At 37.3% G+C, this 25,762-nt stretch carries 25 protein-coding genes and 1 tRNA gene; 20 read left to right on the top strand and 6 right to left on the bottom strand.

Features of this window, described 5'->3' with window-relative positions; all coding sequences use genetic code 11:
• The first annotated feature begins 115 nt into the window (after positions 1 to 115).
• From purL to J5V48_RS04525, 5 genes are all read left to right on the top strand, one after another.
• Positions 116 to 4,009: a phosphoribosylformylglycinamidine synthase gene (gene purL, locus J5V48_RS04505; RefSeq protein WP_219937371.1), complete on the top strand. Its 3,894-nt coding sequence runs from the start codon at positions 116 to 118 to the stop codon at positions 4,007 to 4,009.
• A gap of 139 nt (positions 4,010 to 4,148) precedes the next feature.
• Positions 4,149 to 5,468, top strand: a complete 1,320-nt coding sequence (locus J5V48_RS04510; protein WP_255557717.1) for a Na+/H+ antiporter family protein — start codon at positions 4,149 to 4,151, stop codon at positions 5,466 to 5,468.
• Between the two features lie 169 nt (positions 5,469 to 5,637).
• On the top strand, positions 5,638 to 6,669 hold the full coding sequence (locus tag J5V48_RS04515; RefSeq protein ID WP_219937373.1) for a sensor histidine kinase: 1,032 nt from the start codon (positions 5,638 to 5,640) through the stop codon (positions 6,667 to 6,669).
• A 23-nt stretch (positions 6,670 to 6,692) separates the two neighbouring features.
• The gene (locus J5V48_RS04520) at positions 6,693 to 8,120 is read left to right on the top strand and encodes a sigma-54-dependent transcriptional regulator (RefSeq protein WP_219937374.1); all 1,428 of its coding nucleotides are present in this window, start codon (positions 6,693 to 6,695) and stop codon (positions 8,118 to 8,120) included.
• Positions 8,121 to 8,208: 88 nt separating this feature from the next.
• Entirely contained in the window at positions 8,209 to 8,958 is a 750-nt protein-coding gene (locus J5V48_RS04525) for an IclR family transcriptional regulator (protein WP_219937375.1), read from the top strand.
• A gap of 1 nt (position 8,959) precedes the next feature.
• On the opposite strand, the gene J5V48_RS04530 is transcribed toward J5V48_RS04525, so the two are convergent.
• Both J5V48_RS04530 and J5V48_RS04535 read right to left on the bottom strand, forming a co-directional pair.
• Positions 8,960 to 9,034, bottom strand: a tRNA-Arg gene (locus tag J5V48_RS04530).
• A 49-nt stretch (positions 9,035 to 9,083) separates the two neighbouring features.
• Positions 9,084 to 10,241 carry a flagella assembly protein FlgT middle domain-containing protein gene (locus tag J5V48_RS04535; RefSeq protein WP_219937376.1) on the bottom strand — a complete coding sequence of 386 codons (1,158 nt, stop codon included), beginning with the start codon at positions 10,239 to 10,241 and terminating at the stop codon, positions 9,084 to 9,086.
• Positions 10,242 to 10,401: 160 nt separating this feature from the next.
• On the opposite strand from J5V48_RS04535, the gene J5V48_RS04540 reads away from it, so the two are divergent.
• The 6 genes from J5V48_RS04540 to J5V48_RS04565 all read left to right on the top strand — a co-directional run bounded on the left by J5V48_RS04540 (position 10,402) and on the right by J5V48_RS04565 (position 14,927).
• Positions 10,402 to 11,439: a FlgO family outer membrane protein gene (locus tag J5V48_RS04540; protein ID WP_219937377.1), complete on the top strand. Its 1,038-nt coding sequence runs from the start codon at positions 10,402 to 10,404 to the stop codon at positions 11,437 to 11,439.
• An 8-nt stretch (positions 11,440 to 11,447) separates the two neighbouring features.
• The gene (locus J5V48_RS04545) at positions 11,448 to 11,906 is read left to right on the top strand and encodes an LPP20 family lipoprotein (RefSeq protein ID WP_219937378.1); all 459 of its coding nucleotides are present in this window, start codon (positions 11,448 to 11,450) and stop codon (positions 11,904 to 11,906) included.
• A gap of 11 nt (positions 11,907 to 11,917) precedes the next feature.
• Positions 11,918 to 12,400: a flagella synthesis protein FlgN gene (locus tag J5V48_RS04550; protein ID WP_219937379.1), complete on the top strand. Its 483-nt coding sequence runs from the start codon at positions 11,918 to 11,920 to the stop codon at positions 12,398 to 12,400.
• Positions 12,401 to 12,516: 116 nt separating this feature from the next.
• The gene (locus J5V48_RS04555) at positions 12,517 to 12,843 is read left to right on the top strand and encodes a single-stranded DNA-binding protein (RefSeq protein WP_219937380.1); all 327 of its coding nucleotides are present in this window, start codon (positions 12,517 to 12,519) and stop codon (positions 12,841 to 12,843) included.
• A gap of 15 nt (positions 12,844 to 12,858) precedes the next feature.
• Positions 12,859 to 13,896 (top strand): AAA family ATPase, encoded by a 1,038-nt coding sequence (locus J5V48_RS04560; protein WP_219937381.1) that lies wholly within the window; start codon positions 12,859 to 12,861, stop codon positions 13,894 to 13,896.
• A 134-nt stretch (positions 13,897 to 14,030) separates the two neighbouring features.
• Positions 14,031 to 14,927, top strand: a complete 897-nt coding sequence (locus J5V48_RS04565) for a DMT family transporter (RefSeq protein ID WP_219937382.1) — start codon at positions 14,031 to 14,033, stop codon at positions 14,925 to 14,927.
• Positions 14,928 to 14,997: 70 nt separating this feature from the next.
• Here J5V48_RS04565 and flgM read toward each other — a convergent pair whose 3' ends face one another.
• The gene (gene flgM, locus J5V48_RS04570) at positions 14,998 to 15,339 is read right to left on the bottom strand and encodes a flagellar biosynthesis anti-sigma factor FlgM (protein WP_219937383.1); all 342 of its coding nucleotides are present in this window, start codon (positions 15,337 to 15,339) and stop codon (positions 14,998 to 15,000) included.
• A gap of 180 nt (positions 15,340 to 15,519) precedes the next feature.
• The gene (gene flgA / locus J5V48_RS04575) at positions 15,520 to 16,224 is read right to left on the bottom strand and encodes a flagellar basal body P-ring formation chaperone FlgA (RefSeq protein ID WP_219937384.1); all 705 of its coding nucleotides are present in this window, start codon (positions 16,222 to 16,224) and stop codon (positions 15,520 to 15,522) included.
• Positions 16,225 to 16,515: 291 nt separating this feature from the next.
• On the opposite strand from flgA, the gene J5V48_RS04580 reads away from it, so the two are divergent.
• Entirely contained in the window at positions 16,516 to 17,520 is a 1,005-nt protein-coding gene (locus tag J5V48_RS04580; protein ID WP_219937385.1) for a chemotaxis protein, read from the top strand.
• A 70-nt stretch (positions 17,521 to 17,590) separates the two neighbouring features.
• On the opposite strand, the gene J5V48_RS04585 is transcribed toward J5V48_RS04580, so the two are convergent.
• The gene (locus tag J5V48_RS04585; RefSeq protein ID WP_219937386.1) at positions 17,591 to 18,034 is read right to left on the bottom strand and encodes a hypothetical protein; all 444 of its coding nucleotides are present in this window, start codon (positions 18,032 to 18,034) and stop codon (positions 17,591 to 17,593) included.
• Here J5V48_RS04585 and J5V48_RS04590 point away from each other — a divergent pair.
• From J5V48_RS04590 to J5V48_RS04625, 8 genes are all read left to right on the top strand, one after another.
• Positions 18,006 to 19,256, top strand: a complete 1,251-nt coding sequence (locus J5V48_RS04590; protein WP_255557718.1) for a CheR family methyltransferase — start codon at positions 18,006 to 18,008, stop codon at positions 19,254 to 19,256. The two genes, J5V48_RS04585 and J5V48_RS04590, sit on opposite strands and share 29 nt — an antisense overlap.
• 214 nt (positions 19,257 to 19,470) lie before the next feature.
• Positions 19,471 to 19,887, top strand: a complete 417-nt coding sequence (gene flgB / locus J5V48_RS04595; RefSeq protein ID WP_219937387.1) for a flagellar basal body rod protein FlgB — start codon at positions 19,471 to 19,473, stop codon at positions 19,885 to 19,887.
• A 14-nt stretch (positions 19,888 to 19,901) separates the two neighbouring features.
• Positions 19,902 to 20,369, top strand: a complete 468-nt coding sequence (gene flgC, locus J5V48_RS04600) for a flagellar basal body rod protein FlgC (protein WP_219937388.1) — start codon at positions 19,902 to 19,904, stop codon at positions 20,367 to 20,369.
• Between the two features lie 297 nt (positions 20,370 to 20,666).
• On the top strand, positions 20,667 to 21,365 hold the full coding sequence (locus J5V48_RS04605) for a flagellar hook assembly protein FlgD (protein ID WP_219937389.1): 699 nt from the start codon (positions 20,667 to 20,669) through the stop codon (positions 21,363 to 21,365).
• 166 nt (positions 21,366 to 21,531) lie between these two features.
• Positions 21,532 to 22,281 carry a flagellar basal-body rod protein FlgF gene (flgF, locus tag J5V48_RS04610; RefSeq protein WP_219937390.1) on the top strand — a complete coding sequence of 250 codons (750 nt, stop codon included), beginning with the start codon at positions 21,532 to 21,534 and terminating at the stop codon, positions 22,279 to 22,281.
• A gap of 13 nt (positions 22,282 to 22,294) precedes the next feature.
• Positions 22,295 to 23,083, top strand: coding sequence for a flagellar basal-body rod protein FlgG (gene flgG / locus J5V48_RS04615; RefSeq protein WP_219937391.1), 789 nt, complete (start codon positions 22,295 to 22,297; stop codon positions 23,081 to 23,083).
• Between the two features lie 18 nt (positions 23,084 to 23,101).
• On the top strand, positions 23,102 to 23,791 hold the full coding sequence (locus J5V48_RS04620; RefSeq protein ID WP_219937392.1) for a flagellar basal body L-ring protein FlgH: 690 nt from the start codon (positions 23,102 to 23,104) through the stop codon (positions 23,789 to 23,791).
• Between the two features lie 46 nt (positions 23,792 to 23,837).
• Positions 23,838 to 24,920, top strand: a complete 1,083-nt coding sequence (locus J5V48_RS04625) for a flagellar basal body P-ring protein FlgI (protein ID WP_255557719.1) — start codon at positions 23,838 to 23,840, stop codon at positions 24,918 to 24,920.
• A gap of 57 nt (positions 24,921 to 24,977) precedes the next feature.
• Here the strand turns inward: J5V48_RS04625 and J5V48_RS04630 are convergent, their stop codons facing one another.
• Positions 24,978 to 25,664: a formyltransferase family protein gene (locus J5V48_RS04630; RefSeq protein WP_219937394.1), complete on the bottom strand. Its 687-nt coding sequence runs from the start codon at positions 25,662 to 25,664 to the stop codon at positions 24,978 to 24,980.
• Positions 25,665 to 25,762 lie beyond the last annotated feature (98 nt).

The following is a 25,762-nucleotide window of genomic DNA, read 5'->3' on the forward strand; positions in this document are numbered from 1 at the left end:
AATTCACATTTAAATAAAGAAAAAAATGCGACGAATGTGGTAAAATAAAAAAATGTTTTTTGAGCAATCGCTCAATATTTCAAACTTCAGTAATATACATACAGGAACAATTCTGATGGATATCATTTTAGGTTCTCCAGCCGTCTCCTCCTTTAGATTAGATAAGATTACCCAGTCTCTTGCAAAAGATGGGATAAAGGTAAGCTCAATTAGCACTCATTATGTTCACCTTGTTGATAGCAAGGAACCATTGAACGATAACGAGCTTGAAGTATTAAAGAAGCTTTTAAGTTACGGTCCTACCAAGGATGTATCCGAGGATAAGGGTGAATTGTTCTTTGTTATACCAAGAGTAGGTACAATTTCTCCTTGGGCTTCAAAGGCAACTGATATTGCTCATAACTGTAGCCTAACCAAGGTATCACGTATCGAGCGCGGTATTGCTTACTACATCGTAAAAGAAAACGGCACATTTACCGAAGATGAAAAGAAGATTGTAAGCGCAAATATTCATGACCGTATGATGGAGAATGTTCTGTTCTCTTTAGAAGATGGTGCTGCATTATTCGGAAAGCAGTCTCCAAAACCATATACAACCGTTGCTTTAACTACAGAAGGTATGGAAGCTTTAAAGAAAGCCAATATTGAACTTGGTTTAGCTTTATCAGAGCCTGAGATGCAGTATCTTCTAGACAGTTTCAAGGTAATCGGTCGTGATCCTACTGATATCGAACTTTATATGTTCGCTCAGATGAATTCAGAGCACTGCCGTCATAAGGTATTCAACGCATCATGGAATATCGATGGCAAACAAGAGGATAAGTCCTTATTCTCAATGATCAGAAACACCTACAATACAACAAGCGATTATGTTCTTTCAGCATACAAGGACAACGCTGCTGTAATGGAAGGTTCAAAGGCCGGCAGATTCTTCCCAGATCAAGACCATGTATGGAAGTATCATGAAGAAGATATGCCTATCTTAATGAAGGTAGAAACTCACAACCATCCAACAGCTATTTCTCCATTCCCAGGTGCTGCAACAGGTTCTGGTGGTGAAATCCGTGATGAAGGAGCAACCGGTGTAGGTTCAAAGCCAAAAGCTGGTATCTGTGGTTTCTCTGTATCAAATCTGAGAATTCCTGGTGCAATTCAGCCATGGGAGCATGATTTTGGTAAGCCTGGTCGTTTAGCTTCAGCTTTACAGATCATGATTGACGGTCCTTTAGGTGGCGCAAGCTTCAACAACGAATTTGGTCGTCCAAACCTTTGCGGTTACTTCAGAACATATGAAGAAGAAGTTACAAGTTTCAATGGTAAGGAAGTAAGAGGTTACCACAAGCCAATTATGTTAGCTGGTGGTTGGGGTAACATCCGTCGTGAGCACATTGTAAAGGATCACATCGATCCAGGTGCAAAGCTGATTGTTCTTGGCGGTCCTGCTATGAATATCGGTTTAGGTGGTGGTGCTGCATCTTCTATGAACTCAGGCGCTTCATCAGAAGATCTAGACTTCGCTTCAGTACAGCGTGGCAACCCAGAAATGCAGCGTCGCTGTCAGGAAGTTATTGATGCATGTTGGGAATTAGGTGATGAAAACCCAATCATGTTTATACACGACGTTGGTGCTGGCGGTCTTTCAAACGCTATGCCTGAACTTGTTTCAGACGGTGGTGTAGGCGGTCGTTTTGATTTACGTAAGATCCCTAATGATGAGCCTGGTATGTCCCCATTGCAGATTTGGTGTAATGAGTCTCAGGAGCGTTATGTTCTAGCTGTTGCTGCTGACAAGTTTGATTTATTCGAGTCATTCTGTAAGCGTGAGCGTGCTCAGTATGCTGTTATTGGTGAGGCTACTAAGGAGCGTAGAGTTGTTCTTGAGGATCCATACTTCAATAACAAGCCAATCGATTTACCTTTAGATGTTCTTTTAGGTAAGCCACCTCGTATGCACAGAGATGTTGTAACCTTAAAGCAGAATTCACCAGAGATTAACCTTGATGGTATTACTCCTCTTGAGGCTGCAAAACGTGTTCTGTCATTACCTACCGTTGCAGAAAAGACCTTCTTAATTACCATCGGTGACCGTTCAGTTACTGGTTTGGTTGCTCGTGATCAGATGGTTGGTCCATGGCAGGTTCCTGTATCAGATGTTGCTGTAACTGCAGCTTCATATGATTCTTACCACGGTGAGGCTGGTGCTGTAGGTGAAAGAACTCCTGTTGCTCTATTAAATCACGGTGCATCTGCAAGATTAGCTGTTGCAGAGGCTATTACCAATATCGCTGCTGCTGATATTGGCGAGCTTAAGAGAGTAAAATTATCTGCTAACTGGATGGCTCCTACAGGACATCCAGGTGAGGATGCAGGCTTATTTGAGGCTGTAAAGACTGTTGGTATGGAAATCTGCCCTCAGCTTGGCATTACCATCCCAGTAGGTAAAGACTCTATGTCTATGAAGACAACATGGGAAGAGAACGGCGAAAAGAAGAGCGTAACAGCTCCTTTATCTTTAATTATTTCTTCTTTTGCTCGTGTTGAGGACATCAGAAAGACATTAACTCCAGTTTTAAGAACAGATAAGGGTGATACAACACTTATCTATATCACCTTAGGTGAAAGACAGAATCGTCTTGGTGGTTCAGCTTTAGCTCAGGTATATCGTCAGTTAGGTTCTAAGTGCCCTGATCTTGATGTTCCTGTACGTCTAAAGGGGCTGTTTGATTCTATTCAGTTCCTGAACAGAAAAGACTTACTACTTGCATATCATGATATTTCTGATGGTGGTTTATTCACTACAATCTGTGAAATGTCATTTGCAGGACATACAGGTGTTAGCGTACGTCTTGATAACCTTGGTGAATATGATATTCCAGCTCTGTTTGCAGAAGAAATCGGTGCTGTAATTCAGGTTAAGACTGATGATGCTGAAACAGTTATGAACATCCTTTCAGGTCACGGTCTTGCAAACTGCATTTTTGAGATCGGTTCATTACGTTCTGATGACAGAATCGTATTCACACGAGATGGTAATGATGTTATCAACGAGCCTCGTCAGATGTTCCGTAAGATCTGGGCTCAGACAACCTATCAGATGCAATCTCTTCGTGATAACCCAGATTGTGCTCGTCAGGAATATGAAGCTAAGGATGAGTCAAACGATCGCGGTCTGTTTGCTGAGCTTACCTTCGATATCAATGAGGATGTTGCAGCTCCATATATCAGCAAGGGAATTGCACCTAAGGTTGCAATCCTTCGTGAACAGGGTGTAAATTCACACGGTGAAATGGCAGCAGCCTTCAATCGTGCTGGCTTCACCTGCGTTGATGTTCATATGTCAGATGTATTATCAGGAAGAGTAAAACTAGATGACTTCAAGGGCTTTGCAGCATGCGGTGGCTTCAGCTACGGTGACGTTTTAGGTGCTGGTGAGGGCTGGGCTAAGTCAATTCTGTTTAACTCAACTGCAGCAGATGAGTTCTCCAAATTCTTCAACCGTAAAGATACCTTTGCTTTAGGTGTATGTAACGGCTGCCAGATGATGTCAACTCTAGCCCCATTAATTCCTGGTGCTGATAACTGGCCAAGATTTGTTACTAACCTGTCAGAGCGTTTTGAGGCACGTTTTGTTGAAGTTGAGATTCAGGATTCTCCTTCAGTTCTGTTTGCAGGTATGAAAGGTTCTAAGTTACCTATCGTTGTTTCACACGGTGAAGGTCGCGCAGAGTTTAAGAATGCAGAGCATTTAGCAAATCTTGAAAAGTCAGGCTTAATTGCAGTTCGTTATATTGACCATGATGGCAAGACAACAGAGCAATATCCATTAAATCCTAATGGTTCCCCAAATGGTATTACCTCTGTAACTAATACCGATGGTAGATTTACCATTTTAATGCCTCATCCTGAGCGAGTAATGCGCACAGTTGCTAACTCATATCACCCAGACAACTGGGGTGAAGATAGCCCATGGGTAAGACTATTCAGAAACGCTAGAGTATTTGTAGGCTAATACCTATAGTCTCAAAGTTTAAAAAAGGGACAATTGTCCCTTTTTTTTGTGAGTTTTGTTCTGGCAAAAATTAAATTTTTCTGATTGTGTTACCTTAGACTTTTCATATACATTCATCATACTTTAAGTTGGACAATCTATGATTGATTTTATTACAAACCCCATAATCATATCAGTATTGATACTATGCATTCTTTGCTTGTTCAGAGTTAATGTGCTCCTATCTTTGCTTGTTTCTGCTATTGCAGGTGGCATTGCAGGTCACTTATCTGTCAGTGATGTTATGAACAGTTTAGTTGGTGGAATGGGGGGAAATTCAGAGACTGCTCTTAGCTATATCCTTCTTGGTGCTTTTGCTGTTGCAGTAAATAAAAACGGTCTTGCCGATCTGATTTCAAAGAAGATTGCATTGATGATTACATCAAAGAAATTTGTTCTTATCTGGATCTTTGTTGCAATGGCTGTAATGTCTCAGAATCTGATACCTGTGCATATTGCTTTCATACCTATTCTTGTACCACCACTGCTTACTTTGATGAATAAAATGAAATTAGACAGAAGATCAGTTGCCTGTGCTTTGGCATTTGGTCTTAAAGCACCTTACATTGCTCTTCCTGCTGGTTTCGGTCTTATATTCCAGGGGCTTATTGCAGACAATATGACCTCATGTGGTGTTGAGGTAAAGACTCAGGATATCTGGACATATACCTGGATTTTAGGTGTAGGTATGTTTGTAGCTTTATTGATTGCAATTTATTTTTCATATTTAAAGAGCAGAACATACCAGGTTTTAGCAAATGCCCCTCTGTTAGAAAATATCAATAAAGAGGATTTAAGATTTAATAAATCCCATTATGTTACTATGTTGTCTGCAGTTGTAACTTTAATTGTTCAGTTGGCATCAGGATCACTTCCATTAGGTGCTCTTTGTGGTCTTACAATCCTGTTCTCATTTAGAGCAATACTCTTTAAAAATATGGATTCACTGATCAGTGATGGTATCTATCTGATGGGCTATATTGCTTTTGTTATGCTTGTAGCTGCAGGTTTTGCATCCGTAATGAAGGCAACTGGTGGTGTAGATGCACTTGTAAATTCAATTGTTCCTTACATGAAAGGAAGCAAAATTACTGCAACTATACTTATGATGGTTGTAGGTCTGTTTATCACAATGGGCATTGGCACCTCATTTGGTACTATTCCAATTTTAACCATGCTTTACATTCCAATCTGTGTAAGTATGTCTTTTTCAGTTCCTTCTATGGTTATCGTAATTGCTGCAGCTGCAGCTTTAGGTGATGCAGGCTCTCCAGCCTCTGATACAACCTTAGGACCAACCTCTGGTCTTAATGCTGATGGCCAGCATGATCATATTAAGGATACCTGTATTCCTACATTCATCCACTACAATACAGCTCTGTTTATTGTTGCAGTCTTAACTGTAGCAATTCTTGGATAAATCTATATAGCAGCAGTTAGTCACTGCTGCTTTCAATCTAATTCAAAATAGCGTCAGTAAACTGTCATAAGATCTATTGCTTATATCTAACATGCTGATATATAAGCAAAAGTACAATATGGCATGAAAGTTGAATATTTCCTGTAAAGAATAAAATGGAGTAAATATCATGACTGACGTAAAAGATACTCAACTTGATTTATACAAGGAAATTGTTGAAAAAGAGCCTGCAGCAATTATTGTTTTAGATTCAAACGGCATTATCAGTGTTGCAAATCAGTCTGCTTTGAGTATGCTCAATCAGGATACTCTAGTTGGTCGTAAATGGTATGAGGTTATTCAGGAAGTTTTCAGACCTCAAAAAGATGACGGTCAGGAGGTTTCTACAAAAGACGGTAAGCGTCTTCAGGTCTCAACTAAGCCTTTATCAAGCGGTCAGTTAGTTGAAATGACCGATCAGACTGCAACAAGAGAACTTACCGATAAACTCAATCATATGGAAAGACTTTCATCTTTAGGTAAGATGGCAGCATCTCTTGCTCATCAGATTAGAACTCCTTTATCTGCAGCTATTCTATATGCTGCAAATTTAGGCAATTCAAAACTTCCTGCTCAATCAAGAGCATTATTTCAAAAGAAACTTATGTCCAGACTTGAGGCATTAGAAGCTCAGGTAAGTGATATTCTCATGTATGCAAGATCAGGCGAGCAGTCAGTCAAGTGTCTTGATGCTGTTGATATTGTTGAAGGTGTAACTTCATCTGTAGCATCAGTAATTGAGAAAAGTGGTGCAACACTTACTTCAAATATCGGTCCAAGACCTATGAAGATCTTAGGAAATGTGACAGCTTTAAACGGGGCAATTACAAATTTAGTGACAAATGCCATTGAAGCTGGAGCAAAAAACGTTAATATAACACTAGAGGCTGATGTTGCTAATGTTATCATAAGTGTTTGCAATGACGGCCCTGTAATTCCGAATAATGTATGTGAAAAGATATTCGAGCCATTCTATACAACAAAGAGTAATGGTACAGGTTTAGGATTAGCTGTTGTAGCTGCAGTTGCAAAAGTACATCAGGGAAGTATTAAAGTTAAATCTGATGAAAGTGGAACTGTATTTACAATGATAATTCCTAAATATGATGGCATAAATGAGCCAACTGTATCATTAGCAGATGAGAATAGATCTGTGGCTTGAAAGAAAGATAATTAGGATATCAAATGAGTAATAGCCAGATTCTAATCGTTGATGATGACAGCCAGTTAAGAGAAGCGATTGTCGATACACTAATGCTTACAGGTTATGTATGCCTTGAGGCTGATGGTGGTGAACAGGCTTTAGATATCCTATCTAAACAGAAAGTTGATATGGTTATATCTGATATCCAGATGGGTGGAATGGATGGCCATACTTTACTCAATACAATTCATGAAAAGTACGCAAATCTTCCTGTACTTTTAATGACAGCATATGCAAATATCAATGGCGCTGTAAGAGCAATGCGAGAAGGTGCTATTGATTATCTTGCAAAACCATTTGCTCCAGAGGTTCTATTAAATCAGGTTTCAAGATATGTTCCTGTAAGCAAGCAGATAAAAGGACAACCAGTTTTTGCTGATCCTGCAACAAAAGAGTTGCTCTCTATGGCTGCAAAGGTAGCATCAACAGATGCAACAGTTATGATTACAGGTCCTTCAGGATCTGGTAAGGAAGTTTTATCACGATATGTTCATGACAATTCTCCAAGATCTCAGGGGCCTTTTGTAGCAATCAACTGTGCAGCAATTCCAGATTCTATGCTTGAGGCGACCTTATTCGGATATGAAAAAGGTGCATTTACAGGTGCAGTTCAGGCCTGTCCAGGTAAATTTGAACAGGCTCAGGGCGGTACAATATTACTAGATGAAATAACTGAGATGGATCTAGGGCTACAGGCAAAACTTCTTCGTGTTTTACAGGAAAAGGAAGTTGAAAGATTAGGCTCTAGAAAAACAATTGCTCTTGATGTTCGTGTTATTGCTACATCAAACAGAGATTTAAAACAGGCTGTTGCAGAGAAGAAATTCAGAGAGGATTTATATTATAGACTTAATGTATTTCCTCTAAGATGGTTACCTTTGTGTAAGCGACCATTGGATATCGAGCCTATTGCAGAGTATCTTTTATCAAAGCATGCTAAAGAATCATCACTTGCAATACCAAAACTCAATGATAAGGCAAGAACCAAGCTGCTTTCATATTCATGGCCAGGAAATGTTCGTGAACTTGATAATGTAATGCAAAGAGCCTTAATTCTAGCTTCTAATGGCATTGTTGATGACAGTTGCATTATTCTTGATGAGAACGCTCTTGATGATATATATCAGTCGGGAGCTGATGATGGATTTGTTTCACCATCCATCAATGTACTTCAGGAAAATGACGATTCACAAGATTGTGAAAGCATTGACGATCCTGTTAGAAACCAGAAGATACCATCTGATCTTGGTGGGGAGCTCAAACAGCAAGAATATCAGATTATTCTTGATGCTTTAATTGAATGCAGAGGTTCAAGAACGGATGTAGCTCAAAGACTTGGCATTTCCCCAAGAACATTAAGATACAAGATTGCCAAGATGCGCGAACTTGGCATGATAATTCCTTCATAATCTAATTTCATTTAATTGAATTTTTTAACTATCTGTCTAAAATAGTAGACAGATAGTTAATATTAAACAGATATATAGAAGCTGAAAAATGAGAGTTCCTGCCCTTCAAAAAGCACTGATTATTCTTGAAACACTCCAAAAACACCGTCGCTGTACTATATCTGATCTGATTTCCTATACAGATTTGCCAAGAAGCTCAGTATATGTATTAGTTGATGATATGATTAAATTGAGACTTATCAGGCAGAATTCCGATAAATCAATCCAGCTTTGGATGAAACTCGTTTCTCTTGGAAACTCAGCTTCAGCATCATTAGATTTAAACGAGCTTATTTCCCCTTACCTTGACAGACTCATATCATCTATTGACTGTATAGCTGTCAATTTTGGAATTATGGATGATGACAAAGCTTACTGTTCTTTGAATATTTCATCACCAAATTCATCTGTTAGAATTAATTCAAGAGTGGGATCTGAAGTTTCCTTACTTCATTCAGCACTTGGAAAATGTCTTCTTGCCTATTCATCAAGTTCAAGGCGTGAACAGATTATAAACTCTCTTGATTATTCAAGAGCTACAGCCAATTCTATTGCAACTCCTGAGGCCTTAAGAAAGGAGCTTGCAGTTATTCATAACAGAGGTTATGCCTTTGATAATGGTGAAGAGAATCTTGATATTAGAAGTGTCAGTGCTCCAATTCTTGATTTTGACAATCATCTAATAGGCGCGATTTCAACGATAGGAACTACAAGAAAATTCTCAAAAGATGCATTGCCATCAATTATTGATAAGATAAAGTTAGTGACTATGCAGATAAAGAGTGATCTTATGATTTAGATGGCAGCCCCAGTAGGAATCGAACCTGCAACTAGCCCTTAGGAGGGGCTTATTATATCCATTTAACTATGGGGCCGCACGGCAAACATTATAACAGTAAAATATTTTGATACAACATAAAAAAACTACTGAACGGTTACTACATCATTGATGTTTATATTTAGAACATTGTTCTGAAGATCAGCTGGCTTTAACTTTGATGCATTAGGATAAATTGATACTGCTTTGTATGTTCCTGCTGCATCTTCATAACTTTCATATTCTTTTCCTGTTGTAGTCTGAACAGATGTTCTTTGAACAACAGTAAATTCAGTATTCTTTGTAATACCGTTATTCTTACCTATGTTAATAATAATATCATCGCCATCTATATCAATTACCTTGGCACTGACAGGTGCACACTGTATTTCATAACTGATATCCTTTGCTGCATCCTTTAAAAGACCATACATTCTCTGACCATAGGCTGTGCTCTTGAAGTTATTTCCCTTTATATCAATATAGTCTGACTGAGCATAAGGCCAGTCAGCCTCCATCTGATAATTTTGATGGAATACGAGCTCATCATTTATGGCATCATAAATGTCAATGTCAAAATTCAGTGATCTAGTATCACTGAATAAAAGATTAGTAAGTAAATTGTTTCCAACCTTTGATACAGCAACAGAATTTATAGTTCCAATAAGAACATACTGAGCATTTTCACGGCTTGCTATACTTGTCAGATTCTTAAATACGAATGAATTATCAACTTCTTTTGAATAATCCTTAGGAAGATTTATATTAAGAGGTGTTTTTACATTAACAGTTTTAATCATTCTTAGGTTTTCATGAAACTGCTTTGTTATGATTTTTTCAATTCCCTCAATTCCCATGCTTCCCTGATAGGCCTGAGAATCTGAATATTTGAATGCTACAGGAATCATTGTCTTTTTTATATTTGCAACAGAGCATCCTTTTTTTACCTGGTTCTCATTAATAAAAGCTTTAATATTTACAGTAACTCTGTGAAAAGATGTTTGTTCATTTAACACCACAAGCCTTTTAATTGGAGATGTGCTTTTTATGGAGAAACTGTCTTTTTGCATAACACCGTTCTTAAAAGACTCTTCAATATGAACACTTGCACCAGACTGAAGGATTATATTTCGTATTGCATCATTTACAGCCGCATTTCTGTCTTCACCTTCACCTGTTGCTGAATACCATTTTGCATTTGCCTGAACTGATGAAAAGGCTAGAATCAAAGGCAGTGCGAATTTGATAAAAGTCATTTTTTTCATGATGTCACCTGTGTGTTGGTATTTTGTCATTGGCACAACTCTTGCATAATTTGAACCAAGATTGCGAAAAAAGTTAAAAAAATAACTTTTAAGCAGAAATAACCGATTTATTTGATTATACAGACAAAAGAAGGTCAGGATGGAGAGAAAAATTTTAAATATGTTAGCCATAACAGCAACTGCGCTGTTAGTTGGCTGTACGGCAAATCCTGCCCCAAGTGGCAAAGCTGATAATTCTGTACATGTTCAGAGCACAGCTTCAAATGTCTACAATCAGCAGGGTATGGAAATAAGTAAAATCGTATCGTCTATGGCAGATACACTGCATACAACTTTAATCAATGATCTTAGAAAAGATCTTGTTTACAGTGACGATCCTAATGCCCCAGCTCCAACTTATTCTATTCCAAAGGTAGCAATCACCTCATTTGTTGATACTGATACATATGAGAATTCAGGTTATCTTGGAAAAGCTGTGGCTGAGATGTTTGTCCATGAGCTTGACAGAAGAGGTATTGGAGTCTTTGAGTACAAACTGACAGGTGCCATTACCATTACCAAAGATGGCGAATTTGTATTCTCAAGAGACTGGAAGAAAGTTGCAAGAAAGGCAATGGTTAAACATATTCTTGCGGGTACTCTGACTAGAAATGACAAGGGCATTGTGCTGTTGGGCAGAATCATAAATATGCAGACTCAGACTGTAGTTGGTTCAACCACAGGTTTTATTCCATATGAGAAACTACCATACTGTTACAGAACTGCAAAAAAGGACTGTCAGCTTTATGGCGTTAGCTCATATCTGTATGATCCAGGCTCACTTGTAGTTCCTAATGGAAAGAAAAGTGTAATTGTAGATAGAGTTACAAAAAGAACAGTTGTTTCTTCTGCAAGCTACACTGTAGATAAAAGAACAAAAGAGCAAATAGAAAAACAAAAAGAAAAAGATTTTAAGGATAATTATTACAGCGTTGATTTAAAGGAATTCAATTCTAAATACTATCCAAAGGGTGCAGAGGTTCCTGCAACATCAGCAGGCAACTATCAGCACTATATGTATAACAAGGAAAAATCCTTCTTAGGTAGCGCAAATAATGGAGATTCTCCTGTAATTTATCCTGCAGAAACTTATAAATATTCTGGAAAGCTGGTACGAGATGTGCATGATAAAAGTCAGTATTCTCGTACGAATGACTAGGAGAGATTATGAAAAGCCTTAATCTGATTATTATAAGCGTTATGGCAATTTGTCTAACATCTTGTTCTTCAACAAGTTTTTTAGGTAATTACAGTAACATTTTAATAAACAATGATGGTGTGTCACGTCCATCTGAATTTCCTGTTTTAAGAGCAACTGGCTATGCGTCAATTTCCAGACAGTCAGGTGCAACAAAAGAATTAAAACAGATTAAGGCTATGAGAGCCTCAAAGCTTGAAGCATACAGGGAGCTTGCAGAGCAGGTTAATGGCATCTACCTTCAGTCAAACAGTAGTGTAAATTCAAATACTGTAGAGCATAACAGTAGCCTCAAGGCAACAATAGATGGTTATGTACATGGTGCAAGAGTTCTAAGACAGTATCCAATCGGAGATACATATGCAACAGAATTAGAACTTGATACTAAGATTATCTATGATCTGTATGATATTAGAGGCGCACTGTAAGGAGAAATAATATGACTGAATCAAGAAAATTTGTATTTAATAAGGTTAATGTTACAAAAAATAACGATGTTGAGCCTCTAAAGTATTATCTTGATCTGCAGGAGAGTATTTTAGACAAGCTAACTCGTGTAATTCAGTCTGAATATGAAGCTCTTAGAGACAGAATGGTTGCTAGACTTTCTGAATTATCATCAGCAAAATCTGATCTAATGCTTAAGCTTCAGTCAAACGATCAGAAAATCAAGCTCCATCCTGATGTTGATAAATTAAAAACTGAATTTGCAGCAAATGTTCTTATACTCAAGGATAAGCTTAAAAAATGCAAGTTCAGAAATGAAGTAAACGGAAGACTGATTGTAATGAATATGCAAGCTTCAAATAAGCTCAAGGCTGTTCTTATGGAGGCTAGAGATGCAACCACAAGAAACATGACCTACAATGCCAAGGGATCTGCCAGTGCAAAAGGTCCATCAAGATTGTCAATCTCTGCTTAAAAAATATTTTTTTCTTATAAATCATAAATTAATTTTTAAAAGTGGCGTAATGCGCCACTTGCTACCTGCCTAAAAAAAATCCTCATTTACAATTAGTCCATCAAAATGGAGGCCTAATGGACATAAATGAGGTTACCTTAAGCGGTACTGTAAAAGGTATCGTATATCCAGAATATAAACATGAAGCAAAAAGGTATATCTATATCCTTTTAAGCACCTGCTTTGAAAAAGATGGCTGCAGCTGTTTTGATGTTTATAGAGTCAAGTTTTTTACGAAAGATAGTAGAGAACAGATACAAAAACTGTCTGAATATCAGAAATCTCAAAGTAGAGTTTTTGTTAAAGGTTTTATAAGGACAACAAGATATAAAGACTCTCTTGGTGAGGAATTTTATTCAAACAGCATTGTTGCATCAAAAATTTCTACACAAATACAACAATAACCTATGGAAAAAATTATGAACTTAAATTTAGCTAATGTTTTCAATAATGAAAAAGTGATTGAACAGGATGTTCAGATTGAGCCTTGTCGTATAAGTGATCATATTCCAAAAATTGATCCGACATATGTTTTTGAGCTCAATCTTTTAAATGATGTTCTTTTATATCTGTTTCATCCATACAAGGACTGTCTTTATATATCAGGTCCATCAGGCTGTGGAAAAACAACAATGATTCTGCAGATTGCTGCAAGACTTAACTGGGGAGTTGAGCAGATCACCTTATCAAACAAATGTGAATCACTAGATCTGATTGGTCATAGCACTTTGAGAAACGGAGAGCTCATTTTTGAATACGGACCTTTGAGCAGAGCTATGATAAACGGTGAAATACTTATTTTAAATGAGATCGATCTTATGAGTGCAGGCGATTTGTCTGTACTTAATGATGTTCTTGATGGAAAGAGTTTGACTGTTCTTGCAAACGGAGGTGAAATAATTCATCCTCATCCGCAGTTCAGAGTTATCGCAACAGCAAATACAAAAGGTTTTGGTGATATGACCGGTTTTTATAATGGAACCCGTCAGATGAACCAGGCCTTCTTAGATCGATGGAGATTCATTGAAATGGATTATCCAAAAGAAAGTATCGAAAGAGCTCTTTTAAAGAATGCATTCCCTGATCTATCAGATGACATCTGTACAAAACTGATAACATTTTCAAATGAAATTAGAAAGGTTGTAAAACAGGGATTTGATAATGGTGTCCGTCAGATTTCAGCACCGTTTTCTTCAAGAAATCTTTTGAAAATCGCAAGTATTGCAAGTTTACAGACGCAGATGAGCATACACAGGATAATAAAAATGTGTTACGCCCTAAGACTTCCTTGTGTTGAGTGTGAATATGTTATGAGACTGTGTAATGATATTTTCGGTCACGAGAAGAATGTTCTTAAAAAAACAAGTGTGAATAATCTCAATGAGGAGATAACTCCAAATTTAAATGGTCAGGGGAGTGCAAAACTAACTAGAAAAAGAAAAAAGACCACTGAATAGAAAACACTCAATTTATTGATACTGGTCAGTTTCTGGCCAGTAATATAATATACATACATAACTCATTATTATGTAAGCAAAATTTTCTTGATTTGCCATATTATTTGGCACATACTGCTATTTTCGGAGGCAGTATGAATCGTAATAAGTTTTTAGGTCACAGTTTTGCAGTTATTGTAATTTTGTTCTGGGGCCTTACTTTTGTAAGTTGCAAAGTTCTATTAAAAGATTTCACTCCAGTTGAGATCCTTTTTGACAGATTTGTTATAGCAACATTATGTCTTCTGCTTCTATCTCCGTTTGCACTTAAATTTATATCTTTTAGAGTAGAACTCTATTCTGCGTTAGCGGGCTTTTTTGGTGTAACTATATACTTTGTATTTGAGAATAATGCTCTTATTTATTCAAATGCCTCAAATGTAAGTCTTATCGTCTCAACAACTCCTTTATTTGTTGCTATTTTTGACAGACTCTTCAATAAAGGAGCAAAACTTACTAATAATTTTATTTTTGGCTTTATCCTGGCTATGGCTGGTATTGCCTGTCTTAGCTTTAACTCTATAAAGCTTGAGCTTAATCCTTTAGGCGATTTGCTAGCTCTTGGATGCTCTATTGTATGGGGTTTTTACAATATTTTTGTATGTAAAGTTCAAAAGAGAAATATCAAAACTCTTGTAATTACAATTAAATCATTCTTTTATGCTGTTTTACAAACAATAGTTCTTATGATGATTGAAGGTTATGAGCTGAAGGCTGATTGCCTTTTAAAAGAGGTAAATATTGTTAATTATCTGTTTTTGGCTGTTCTAGCTTCATCTTTAAGCTTTCTTCTCTGGAACAAGGCAATAGAGTATATCGGATCTGTAAAGACCAATGTTTATATTTATGCTGTCCCAGTTGTAACAACAGTAAGCGCGGTCTTACTGATTGATGAAACAATTACTGAATATACACTGCTTGGAATGGTTCTTGCAATTTCAGGACTAGTCATCTCGCAGCTGAAAGTAAAGTTTAATAAGACTAATAAATAATCTCTACAAACAAATACAGGATCTTCAAAATGAAGATCCTGCTCTATGTACTCACTCCTGCTAGAGTACATTATCCAAAAATAGTGCCTAATTCATCTTCTGCATCTATAAGCTTGTTTGCTACAGACTCATAATTGATTTTGTAGGTGCCATCTTTGATGGAATTTTTTAATTTTTCAACCTTAGCTTCGTCAATACCACTTGCATCACGAGCTTTCTGTGTTGCTTTAGCTAATGTCTTAGCTCCGTCAGTAAGCATAACTGCATCGGCTGAACGAGCACTCATCTCGCTTACAGACTGCTTTGCCTGGGCAACAGGAGCGCTGGTAGTATTTGTTGCCACTTTTGGGGCTGTAGCAACGGATTCTTTCATACCGTTAAACGAACGGTCATTTAATACATCGATTGCCATAATACTATCCTCAATAAATTATTTCTCTAATAGATTTTAATATATAAAATATTATTCAGTTAATTTGTTAACGACAAATTATATAAATCCTTTAACAATTTTTTACTAAAATTTATGAAATAAATCGTAATTTTATGAATTATAAGAAAAAATTATTAAAAAAAAATTTTTTTTCTATATTTAGAAAACAACTTCTACAGAATTTGCACTTCTAACCAGAGCACGAATAATTTTTCCTGACTTTATATTTTTAACGGCAATTGTTTCGTTTAGTTTACCTTCTTCCATAGCAATACCTGAAGCTTTTATCTCAAGTCCATGAGAGCGCGCACTTATAGTAACAACATCACCTTTAGCAACAAGACAAAGATCGGATATCTTCAAAAAATCACCAGCACGTATATCCTTTTTAGTCTTGCTTCCTATAATTGAGGATGCATCGGTAATGCTCTGATTAAGGATAAGATTTTCATTAACGAATTTCTTTTCTAACATGCTTTGTGTGATAGCACTTCCTTTTGGAATATTATCAGAGGCTACAATTGTTGCTCTTTGTACAATAATAGAGACAGGTATCTGAATGGAGTAAGGATTATTTTTTCTTCTGCAGATAATTTTTACGATACTGTTCTTTTTTATTTCTGGCGTTAACAGTTTTGCACTCAGATATCCTGAGCATTTACCACCAAAGTCTCTGTTTCTGTCAACTTTGCTGACTTTGATGTTATATCTTATGTTGTCATTCTTTTCTGTAAACTGCGCAAGAATATACTGCCTGGCTACATTTTCAAGAAAAAGGGCCTCCTCAGTTGTTGCAAAAGAGCAGTTTGCAAAAACTGATGATATGAGCACAGCTATTATTGATAGAATTTTTTTCTTAAACATTGTTAAAGGCCTAATTGTTCTTGACGATAGAATTATATGGCAAAGTATCGATTAAAAGAATTAGCCGTGTCAATATCTTTACAATTATTGGCAAAAAAAGGATATAGCTGTAATTTTTTGCAGAAGAAAAAATCGTAAAAATAATCTATATCAATAGCATAATTTAAAAACTGACTGTGATTATGATAGCAAATTCTTTATTTTTTCTTAGGTTAAGTTATATTTGCTTATTATTCTTTATGTTAGTTACCACCAATTTAAAATAAAAAATGACTCGCTAAGGTGAACAATATGATAGGTATAATGGATTCTGTAAATGAGTTGACTGAGGTTGTAGGCCAGAACCGTATGGAGCTTCTGCTATTCAAGCTGTCAGGTCTACGTCAACGATATGGTATTAACGTATTCAAAGTAAGGGAAGTTCTTCCTTGTCCTCATCTGACAGTTATGCCAAAACTGCAGAAATTCGTTATCGGTGTGGCACATATTCGTGGTCAGACTATTTCTGTAATCGATCTTGCTTATGCAATAGGTGGAAGACCATCAAGAGATATTGAAAAGTGCTTTATCATTATTGCTGAATACAATCGTTCTACTCATGCATTCCTAGTTTCAAGTGTTGAGAGAATTCTGAATATGAACTGGGATAAGATTATGCCACCACCAAAAGGAGCAGGCGACAGCAACTACATGACCGCTGTAACTGAAATTGACGGTGAATTAGTTGAAATCCTCGATGTTGAGAAGATCCTTGAAGAAATTTCTCCAAGTAAGATTGAAACTCAAGATCTCAATGAGATATATGACGAGCAGTTCTCAAAGCTTGTTGAAGAGCATAAGCCTAAAGTTCTCGTTGCTGATGACTCAAAGGTTGCACTAAGACAGGTATGCAGTTCTCTTGAGAAACTCAATCTTGAGGTAGTAACCGCAAATGATGGTAAGGAAGCATTGAATATATTAAAAGAAGCTTCTGCAAACGGCCCTATCAACCAGCAGTTTGCCTGTGTAATTTCTGATGTTGAAATGCCAGAAATGGACGGTTATACACTTTGTGCAACCGTGAGACAGGATCCTGTTTTAAAACCAGTCTATATTGTTCTTCATACCTCACTGTCAGGTGTATTCAACCTTGGTATGGTAAGTAAGGCCGGTGCAAATGATTTTATTCCAAAATTCAATCCTTTAGAGCTTGCAAAGGCTGTTAAGAAGGGTATTATCCTAACAAATGCCGGATCATCAGGTGCTGATCTGATTATGAATAAGAATGACGCTAGCAGCGCATTAGAAAAATCATAGCTATCACACCTTTTCAAAATAACTATAAATGAGAGATCATTACTGATCTCTCAGTATAAGAATAACATTACTAAGGCTTTGTTGTTATGGCGTTAACAGATAATAGTGAAAACAGATTTTCACCACCAAATTCAACATCGAGCGAGGAGAAGAAAACAGCTGTTTCTAAGACATCTTCTTCTTTAGGAGCTCGAACTACATTAGGTGGTACTGCACAGAGCTCATCTTCAGCATTAAGAAGTACTTCTACATTAAATGCTGTTGCAAAGCCTGCTGTATCAACTGGTGTAACAGCAGGATCTAGCCTGTTTTCATCTAAAACAGCAGCTACAGCTTCAACATTATCAAGATCTACTGTAAGCACAGCATCAGCAAGTACTTCTGCTTCTTCAAAAACACCAGCATCCGCTGCTAGTGCAAGTACGTTGCAAAACAGACCATTGAGTGGATCTGCAGTATCAGCAAGTACAACTACAACATCAGGTTTGAGTGGTGCAAGGACAGCTACAGGCACTGTATCAACAGCACCTGCAGCTACTAGCGCAAGACCTGCTACTAGCACAACCACTGCAAGTACAGCACAGAGTTCTTTTGTAAAAACTGCAACAACAGCGCAAAGTAGCATAAGTTCATTAGCTACATCTCAGAGCACTGTTGCAAGAACAGCTTCTTCATCTTTATTTACGAGAACAGCAACTGCTGCTGCAACTACAAATACATCTACTGCAACAACAGCAGCTTCATCAACACAGTCACCTGTAGATAATAACGATATTGCAAAGAAACTAGCTGAGGCTAAAGCTGCTTTATCAACAGTAAACAATAAAACCGCATCTGTAATGAGAACTGATGCTGATGGAAGAACATCACTAATCAAGGATTCTCAGGAAGTTACTGACGTTCAGTATCGTCGTTTTGCTGCTTTTATTGAAGAAAAATCAGGTATTGTTCTTGGTGCCGGTAAACAGTATCTTGTTAACAGTAGACTGTCATCACTTCTGTCTAAATTCAATATTCAGACAGTTGATGAGCTTATCAATAGAGCAATGGAAGAAACTCCAAACAATAAGATTCAAGAAGAAGTTATTGATGCAATGACTACTAATGAAACCTTATGGTTTAGAGATACATATCCTTATACAGCTCTTGAGAATACTATTTTGCCTGAGCTTGCAAAACGAGCTAAATATCCTGTCAGAATCTGGTCTGCAGCTTGCTCATCAGGACAGGAGCCTTACTCAATTGCAATGATTGTGCAAGAGCAGTTAGGTAAGATGCTTCATGTTGATCCTAAACAGACTCAGATTATCGGTACAGACTTATCACCTGAAATGCTTACAACATGCAGATTAGGTCAGTATGATGTACATGCTCTATCAAGAGGCTTATCTGCAGAGAGAAAAGCAAAGTTCTTCAAGCCATGTCATAAACCTAACATGATGCAGATAGATCCAAGAGTAAAGAGTATGGTTGAGTTCAGACCAATGAATCTTCTTGGTTCATATGCTCTTATGGGTAAGTTTGATGTAATTTTCTGTAGAAATGTTCTTATTTATTTCTCAAATGAAGTAAAGGCTGATATTTTAAGAAAATTAACAATGTGTCTGAACCCTGGTGGTTATCTGATTTTAGGTTCAACAGAAACACTAGTTGGCGTGAGTGATAAATATGAAATGATGCGTTGTAATCCAGGTATCATTTATCGTCTCAAACCACAGAAGTACGCATTTTTATAATAACTTAGCCGATTAACCTCCTTATGGCAGTGTCAGTATTTATTATTGGCACTGTTTTTTTTATAAAAGCATCTGTAAAGAATTCTTGTCATTTTATAATTATTACTTATTGAAATATATAGTAATTATTTTAAAAACTACACATGGCACGATAGTTGCAACTATCTGATTAACAGTAAATAGTGTTGCATTTTTGACAGTGGAGATTAAAAAAATGGCTATAGGTTTTGATAAGGTTTTTGGTGTGCATCAGCATACCATGGTAATTCGAAACCACAGAGCTGAAGTATTGGCAGGTAATCTTGCTAATGCTGATACTCCAGGTTATAAGGCACGTGATTTAGATTTTGACATTGCATTCAAACAGGCTGCAAAGGTTCAGATGACAAAACCATCACAGATGGTCAAGACAAGTGAACTGCATATGGATGAAAACTCCATCACTGATGAGCCAGAGCTTACCTTAAAGTACAGAAATCCATATCAGGCTGATACTGGTAACGGAAATACTGTTGAGGTTGATGCCGAGCGAATGAAGTACGTTAACAATACAATGGAATACCAGGCAACTATGACTTTTCTCAATGGTCGAATTGCTAAACTTAAGAATGCATTAAGAACATCGGTATAGTGGGGGAATAGAAAATGGGCTTGTTTAGAATCATGGATATTGCAGGAACTGCAATGAATGCACAGTCTGTTCGTATGAATGCCACAGCATCAAACCTTGCTAATGCTGAATCAGTAAGTTCATCTGTGGAAACCACCTACAAGGCAAGAAGGCCTTTATTCTCTGCAGCAATGGATGAAGCTTTACTTGCAGAAAAGAATTACGGTGGCGTATGTGATCCTGTTACAGGAGAACCTTACGGTGTCGGTGTAAGCTTAAAAGGTGTTGTAGAATCAGATGCTCCAACTATCAAAGAATACAATCCAAGCCATCCTTTAGCTGATGAAAATGGTTATATTTACAGACCAAATGTTAATCCTGTAGAGGAAATGGCAGATATGATAAGTGCTAACCGTTCTTATCAGACAGCTGTACAGTTAGCTGCAAATGCAAAGAAAATGATGCAGGCCACACTACAGCTTGGAAATTCACAGAATATGTAAACTGACAACTTAGTAAGTAATGCACGGTTGCTGAAGGATGAAAGTTCTTCAGCATTTTTTTTATATAATTTGTTTATAATAAAGATACTTGCCTGTTTAATGATGCATTTTGCCACTAGGCAAAGCTTGCCACATGGCAGATGATAATCACAAAGGTTATAAATCAATTAATATTTAATTAATCAATAAAATTCAAGTAATTATCATATTATTTCTGATCTTGGCATACAACTTGAATAAGTAATATCAGACACAGCGTTTATGGCAAGTATTGCCGGTATATATTAGGAGTTGAAAATGAGCGACTTTGATTACAGTAAGATTGGTAAATCTTCCTCACTCCTTGCTTCACAGGCTTCGCAGGCAAACCAAACAGATTTAAAATCTAACAGTAAGCTAGATCAGGCTGACTTTTTAAAGTTATTAACAACACAGCTTGCAAATCAGGATCCATCATCACCTGTTGACAATAACCAGATGGTTACAACAATGTCTCAGCTGTCAGTTGTAGAAAATTTATCTGCAATTTCTAGCAATGTAGACAACGCAATTGCAGCAATCAATTCAAGTTCTGCTTTATCAGCCTCTAGCCTGATTGGTAGAAGTGTTCTGATTGATTCTAAGAATGCATACTTCAATGGAAGCGGTGCAGGTATTAAGATTTCTGCTGGCGATGGTGCAGCAGATATCAAGATTGATATTAAGGATGCATCAGGATCAGTTGTAGCCTCATTTAGTGGCGGTGTTGCAGACGGTGACTTTGATTTCAACTGGGACGGCGTTATTGATCGTGAGACAGGTGAAAAGGCTCCTAACGGTATGTATACCTTCTCAATTACAGCTGAGCAGGGTGGCAAGATTGTAAATCTTCCATTCAAAGCCTATGCAAACGTTGGTTCTGTAACATTAGGTTCAAATCCAAGCGAAACTGTTTTAAATCTTGTAGGTGCAGGTTCAATTCCTCTAAGCAAGGTAGAGCAGATTGCAGAAAGTTAATAAAAAAGAACTGGGGAGCTTGCCTCTCCAGTCATTTTTTTGTCTATATCTCCCTTAGAAAATCACTTCTTAAAATAAGATCTTGAAAAATAAATAGATTATTTTGGTTGGCATGCAATTTGCTTAAGTTTATTCAGTTAAATAATTCTCGTTGAGGGTTTATATCATGGATAAATTATTGTGGGTTGCAATGTCAGGAGCTAAGGAAAACTTCCATAGCCTTGCAGTTCGAAGCAATAATCTTGCAAATGCAAATACCACAGGTTTTAAAGCAGATTTTGAAAATGCTAGAGCCATGTCAGTTTTTGCTAATGCATATCCAACTAGAGCATTCTCCATGACAGAACGTCCTGGTGTGAATATGGAAGCAGGTTCTGCTGAAACTACAGGTAGGGATCTTGATATTGCCGTTGAAGGTGAAGGCTTTATTGCTGTTAATGATAAAGAAGGAAATGAAGCCTATACAAGATTTGGTAGTTTCCAACTGGATACTGAAGGTTACTTAAAGACTGCAACAGGTCTTAATGTGTTAAATGAAGATGGTGATCCTATTCTTCTGCCAGCTATGCTAGAAAACGTAGCAATCAGCACAGATGGTGTAATCTCAGGTAGACCTCAGGGCGGTGATAATAATGTTATCGAGCAGTTTGGCAGGATCAAACTAGTAAAACCAGAGGTTTATAAAGAAATTGAAAAAGGCTATGACGGTCTATTCAGAAATATAGACGGTTCAGCTATGGATCAGGATTTAACAGTGAAGGTTAGAAGCGGCATGCTTGAATCTTCAAATGTAAATCCTGTAGAAGAACTTACCAGCTTAATCCGCATTCAAAGACAGTACGAAACTCAGGTTAAAATGATGGAAACAGCTGGTACTATGGATGAAAGACAGAATACATTATTGAGCTACGAGTAGCAGGGAGTGAACTATGATACCGGCATTATGGATTAGTAAAACAGGATTAGATTCACAGCAGACTAATATCTCTGTAACATCTAACAACCTTGCTAACGCATCAACAGTAGGTTTTAAGCGCAGCAGAGCGATTTTTGAGGATTTACTTTATCAGAAGGTAAATCAGCCAGGTGGCAGATCATCAGCTAACAGTTATCTACCTGAAGGTTTAATGGTAGGTTGCGGTTCTAAGGTTGTTGCAACTCAAAGACAATTCGGTCAGGGTGACGTAGAGTCAACTGATAACTCATTTGACCTTATGATTGATGGCCGAGGCTTCTTTGAAATTGAACTTCCAGATGGAACTACTGCCTATACAAGAAACGGTCAGTTTACAAAGAATGAGGAAGGAATAATGGTTACATCTGGTGAAGGTTTCCCATTATTACCACAGATTCAGATCCCTGAGAATGCAACATCTATGACTGTTGGTCGTGATGGTCAGGTTTCAGTTATTGTTGCAAACCAGAATACATCTCAGGATATCGGTCAGATTACAGTAACTGATTTTATCAATCCATCAGGTCTTGAATCAATCGGTGATAACCTCTATTTAGAGACAACTGCATCAGGTGCTCCTCAGCAGGGTATAGGCGGTCAGGATGGCATGGGCCAGATCCGTCAGAATATGCTTGAAACATCAAATGTAAAGGTTACCGAAGAGCTAGTAAACCTTATTCAGGCTCAGAGAGTTTATGAAATGAACTCTAAGGTATTAACAACAGTTGACAGCATGATGGGTTCACTAATTCAGTCTGTATAAGTCTGATAGGAGGGTAATATGAAAAAGGTATTATTGGTAGTTGCATTATCACAGGCTTTACTGCTGCAAGGCTGTGTTCTCAACGCATTTAATGAGAAACCTGATGATCCTAAGTATGCTCCTGCTCTACCTGAAGAGGACTATGCTAATGTGGTTCCAACAGGTGGTATCTATAATCCATATACTCTCAATAACGGAATGTATTCAGATACATCTGCTCATAAAGTTGGAGACATTATTTCAGTTGTTCTTGAGGAAAGCACTTCTGCAAAAAAGAGTGCAGGAACATCACTTGATAAATCTGGCTCAAACAATTACGGTGGTATAAGTCTTGCAGGTAAGAATCTGCATTACAAAAATTTGACACCGACTTTATCAACTGATAATTCCTCAAAGTTCAAAGGCAGTTCTTCTGCTAATCAGTCAAACAGTCTTACAGGTCAAATTTCTGTAAGTGTTGTAAAGGTATACTCTAATGGTAACCTTCAGGTGCAGGGCGAAAAGTGGCTTATGCTGAACAACGGTAATGAGTATGTTCGTGTGACTGGTATTATAAGACCTTCTGATATCAGTTCTGATAATACAGTGTCATCACAGAGAATAGCCAATGCAAGAATTCAGTATGGTGGAACTGGAGATTTTGCAGATACTCAGGAGCGTGGTTTAATTTCAAGATTGTTTAACAGTGCACTGAATATATTCTTCTAGTAAATTGAGGTGGGGTATGAAGAGGTTTTTCAGATTATTGTCAGTAATGGCACTGTGTTTTGTGGCAGCTGCCTTTGCTCCTGTCACAAATGCAGCAAGATTAAAGGACATAGCTTCAATAAGTGGAATTCGAGATAACCAGCTTATAGGTTATGGTCTTGTTGTTGGTCTGTCAGGAACAGGTGAAAAGAATTCAAAATTCACCGAGCAGAGTTTCAGATCAATGCTGAATAATTTCGGTATTAAAATTGGTGATAATACTACCTTAAAAATCAAGGATGTTGCACCAGTTGCCATTCATGCAACAATGCCGGCATTCTCAAAAGTAGGACAGACAATTGATGTAACAGTTTCTGCTATCGGAGAAGCTTCATCATTAAGAGGTGGTACCCTTCTCCAGGCAATGTTAAGAGGTGTCGATGGCAATGTATATGCAATTGCCCAGGGCTCTTTAGTAGTTGGTGGTTTAGGCGTTGAAGGTGCTGATGGTTCAAAGGTTACTGTAAATACACCAACAGTTGGAAGGATCTCAAACGGTGCGATTATTGAAAGAGAGGTTCCTGATAACTTTGCAGATACCGATTTCTTTGTATTCAATTTAAACAGAGCTGATTTTACAACAGCAAAGAATGTAGTTGATTCTATCAATGATTTATATGGCAACGGCTGTGCAGTAGCTCAGGACAGTGCATCTATAAGAGTAAGTGCTCCTCGTGATCCTGCTAAAAGAGTAGAGTATCTTGCAACTCTTGAGAATCTTGAAATTGAACAGGGAGAAAATGCTGCAAAGATTGTTGTAAATTCAAGAACAGGCACCATTGTAATTGGCAGCAATGTAAAATTAAAGCCAGTTGCTGTAACACATGGCGGTCTTACTGTTACAGTGTCAGAAGATCCAAGAGTATCTCAGCCAAACAGTTTTTCAAATGGTCAGACAACAATTGTTCCAGATTCACAGATATCTGTAGCAGAAAAGCAAGGTAAGATGTTTAAGTTAGATACAGGTGCAACACTTGATGATCTTGTAAGAGCTATCAATCAAGTTGGACTTGCACCAGGTGATCTGATGTCTGTACTTGAAGCATTAGATAATGCAGGAGCAATAGACGGAAAGCTTGAAATAATCTAAAAGAATTTGAAGCCTTTGCCAACCCCCACCACTCACCTCAATGGCAAAGGTTTCAATTTATTTATCAGCACTCTCTTCGTAAATTTTTAAAACGTATTTTTTTCCATTCTTGATGAAAAATGCTGGATACTTATCGTTATCTACGATTCTAAATAAATTGAACTGTTCATCTATCGATTTGTTTATATCAAGTTCGCTATCTTTAGGAAGACGACGAGGATAGAAAGATTCCTCACCACTTTGTTCCTGACCTTTTTTTATGATATCAGGATAGTTATCAGTGAAATAAAGACACATCTTTATGATTTTTTCACCAAGGATGTTCTGCCATTCTTTTAGAAGTTCCAAACCGTTAAGTTTAATGGAATCTTGTAGATAGATCATGCCTGCATCTACGGCTTCTACGGCTTCAAATAATGTTAGAGGTATTTGATTTCGTCCTTCAAGGATTTGCCAGCTTGCTGGTGACCACCCCTTACCATTAGGTAAATCACAGGCATGAACAACGATATTATGATCGCTAATTTTTAAAAATTCCTGACCTACGACTTCAAAACAGCTTAAAAAGAAAGAAATATCTGCACTTTTTAATTCAGTTTTTGAATCAACTAAACGAACGATATGCCCTCTTTTTTCTAGCTTGGCTTTTAAAGTTTTATCAAAATGGTTCATCCAGCTGTTTTTTGATGTCAGGATGTTTATTTTTAAAGGAAGAGAAGGTCTATTTTCAAATACTACATCCATATTGTGTTCCTATTTGTAGCATCCAGCTAGTGGTTGGCTATAAATTCTAGTAAAAATTATAGAGCAAGTATAAAAAAACGTTTATGTTTAAATGAAAA

This window comes from Succinivibrio faecicola, assembly GCF_019448115.1.
Taxonomy (GTDB): domain Bacteria; phylum Pseudomonadota; class Gammaproteobacteria; order Enterobacterales; family Succinivibrionaceae; genus Succinivibrio; species Succinivibrio faecicola.

Coding starts and splice junctions, on each gene's coding strand:
- J5V48_RS04550 (WP_219937379.1), top strand. CDS start 11,918: ATGACTGAATCAAGAAAATTTGTATTTAATAAGGTTAATGTTACAAAA.
- J5V48_RS04605 (WP_219937389.1), top strand. CDS start 20,667: ATGAGCGACTTTGATTACAGTAAGATTGGTAAATCTTCCTCACTCCTT.
- flgC (WP_219937388.1), top strand. CDS start 19,902: ATGGGCTTGTTTAGAATCATGGATATTGCAGGAACTGCAATGAATGCA.
- J5V48_RS04515 (WP_219937373.1), top strand. CDS start 5,638: ATGACTGACGTAAAAGATACTCAACTTGATTTATACAAGGAAATTGTT.
- J5V48_RS04540 (WP_219937377.1), top strand. CDS start 10,402: ATGTTAGCCATAACAGCAACTGCGCTGTTAGTTGGCTGTACGGCAAAT.
- flgF (WP_219937390.1), top strand. CDS start 21,532: ATGGATAAATTATTGTGGGTTGCAATGTCAGGAGCTAAGGAAAACTTC.
- flgG (WP_219937391.1), top strand. CDS start 22,295: ATGATACCGGCATTATGGATTAGTAAAACAGGATTAGATTCACAGCAG.
- flgA (WP_219937384.1), bottom strand. CDS start 16,224: ATGTTTAAGAAAAAAATTCTATCAATAATAGCTGTGCTCATATCATCA.
- flgM (WP_219937383.1), bottom strand. CDS start 15,339: ATGGCAATCGATGTATTAAATGACCGTTCGTTTAACGGTATGAAAGAA.
- J5V48_RS04520 (WP_219937374.1), top strand. CDS start 6,693: ATGAGTAATAGCCAGATTCTAATCGTTGATGATGACAGCCAGTTAAGA.
- J5V48_RS04625 (WP_255557719.1), top strand. CDS start 23,838: ATGGCACTGTGTTTTGTGGCAGCTGCCTTTGCTCCTGTCACAAATGCA.
- J5V48_RS04545 (WP_219937378.1), top strand. CDS start 11,448: ATGAAAAGCCTTAATCTGATTATTATAAGCGTTATGGCAATTTGTCTA.
- J5V48_RS04555 (WP_219937380.1), top strand. CDS start 12,517: ATGGACATAAATGAGGTTACCTTAAGCGGTACTGTAAAAGGTATCGTA.
- J5V48_RS04535 (WP_219937376.1), bottom strand. CDS start 10,241: ATGAAAAAAATGACTTTTATCAAATTCGCACTGCCTTTGATTCTAGCC.
- J5V48_RS04525 (WP_219937375.1), top strand. CDS start 8,209: ATGAGAGTTCCTGCCCTTCAAAAAGCACTGATTATTCTTGAAACACTC.
- J5V48_RS04510 (WP_255557717.1), top strand. CDS start 4,149: ATGATTGATTTTATTACAAACCCCATAATCATATCAGTATTGATACTA.
- flgB (WP_219937387.1), top strand. CDS start 19,471: ATGGCTATAGGTTTTGATAAGGTTTTTGGTGTGCATCAGCATACCATG.
- J5V48_RS04580 (WP_219937385.1), top strand. CDS start 16,516: ATGATAGGTATAATGGATTCTGTAAATGAGTTGACTGAGGTTGTAGGC.
- purL (WP_219937371.1), top strand. CDS start 116: ATGGATATCATTTTAGGTTCTCCAGCCGTCTCCTCCTTTAGATTAGAT.
- J5V48_RS04630 (WP_219937394.1), bottom strand. CDS start 25,664: ATGGATGTAGTATTTGAAAATAGACCTTCTCTTCCTTTAAAAATAAAC.
- J5V48_RS04560 (WP_219937381.1), top strand. CDS start 12,859: ATGAACTTAAATTTAGCTAATGTTTTCAATAATGAAAAAGTGATTGAA.
- J5V48_RS04565 (WP_219937382.1), top strand. CDS start 14,031: ATGAATCGTAATAAGTTTTTAGGTCACAGTTTTGCAGTTATTGTAATT.
- J5V48_RS04620 (WP_219937392.1), top strand. CDS start 23,102: ATGAAAAAGGTATTATTGGTAGTTGCATTATCACAGGCTTTACTGCTG.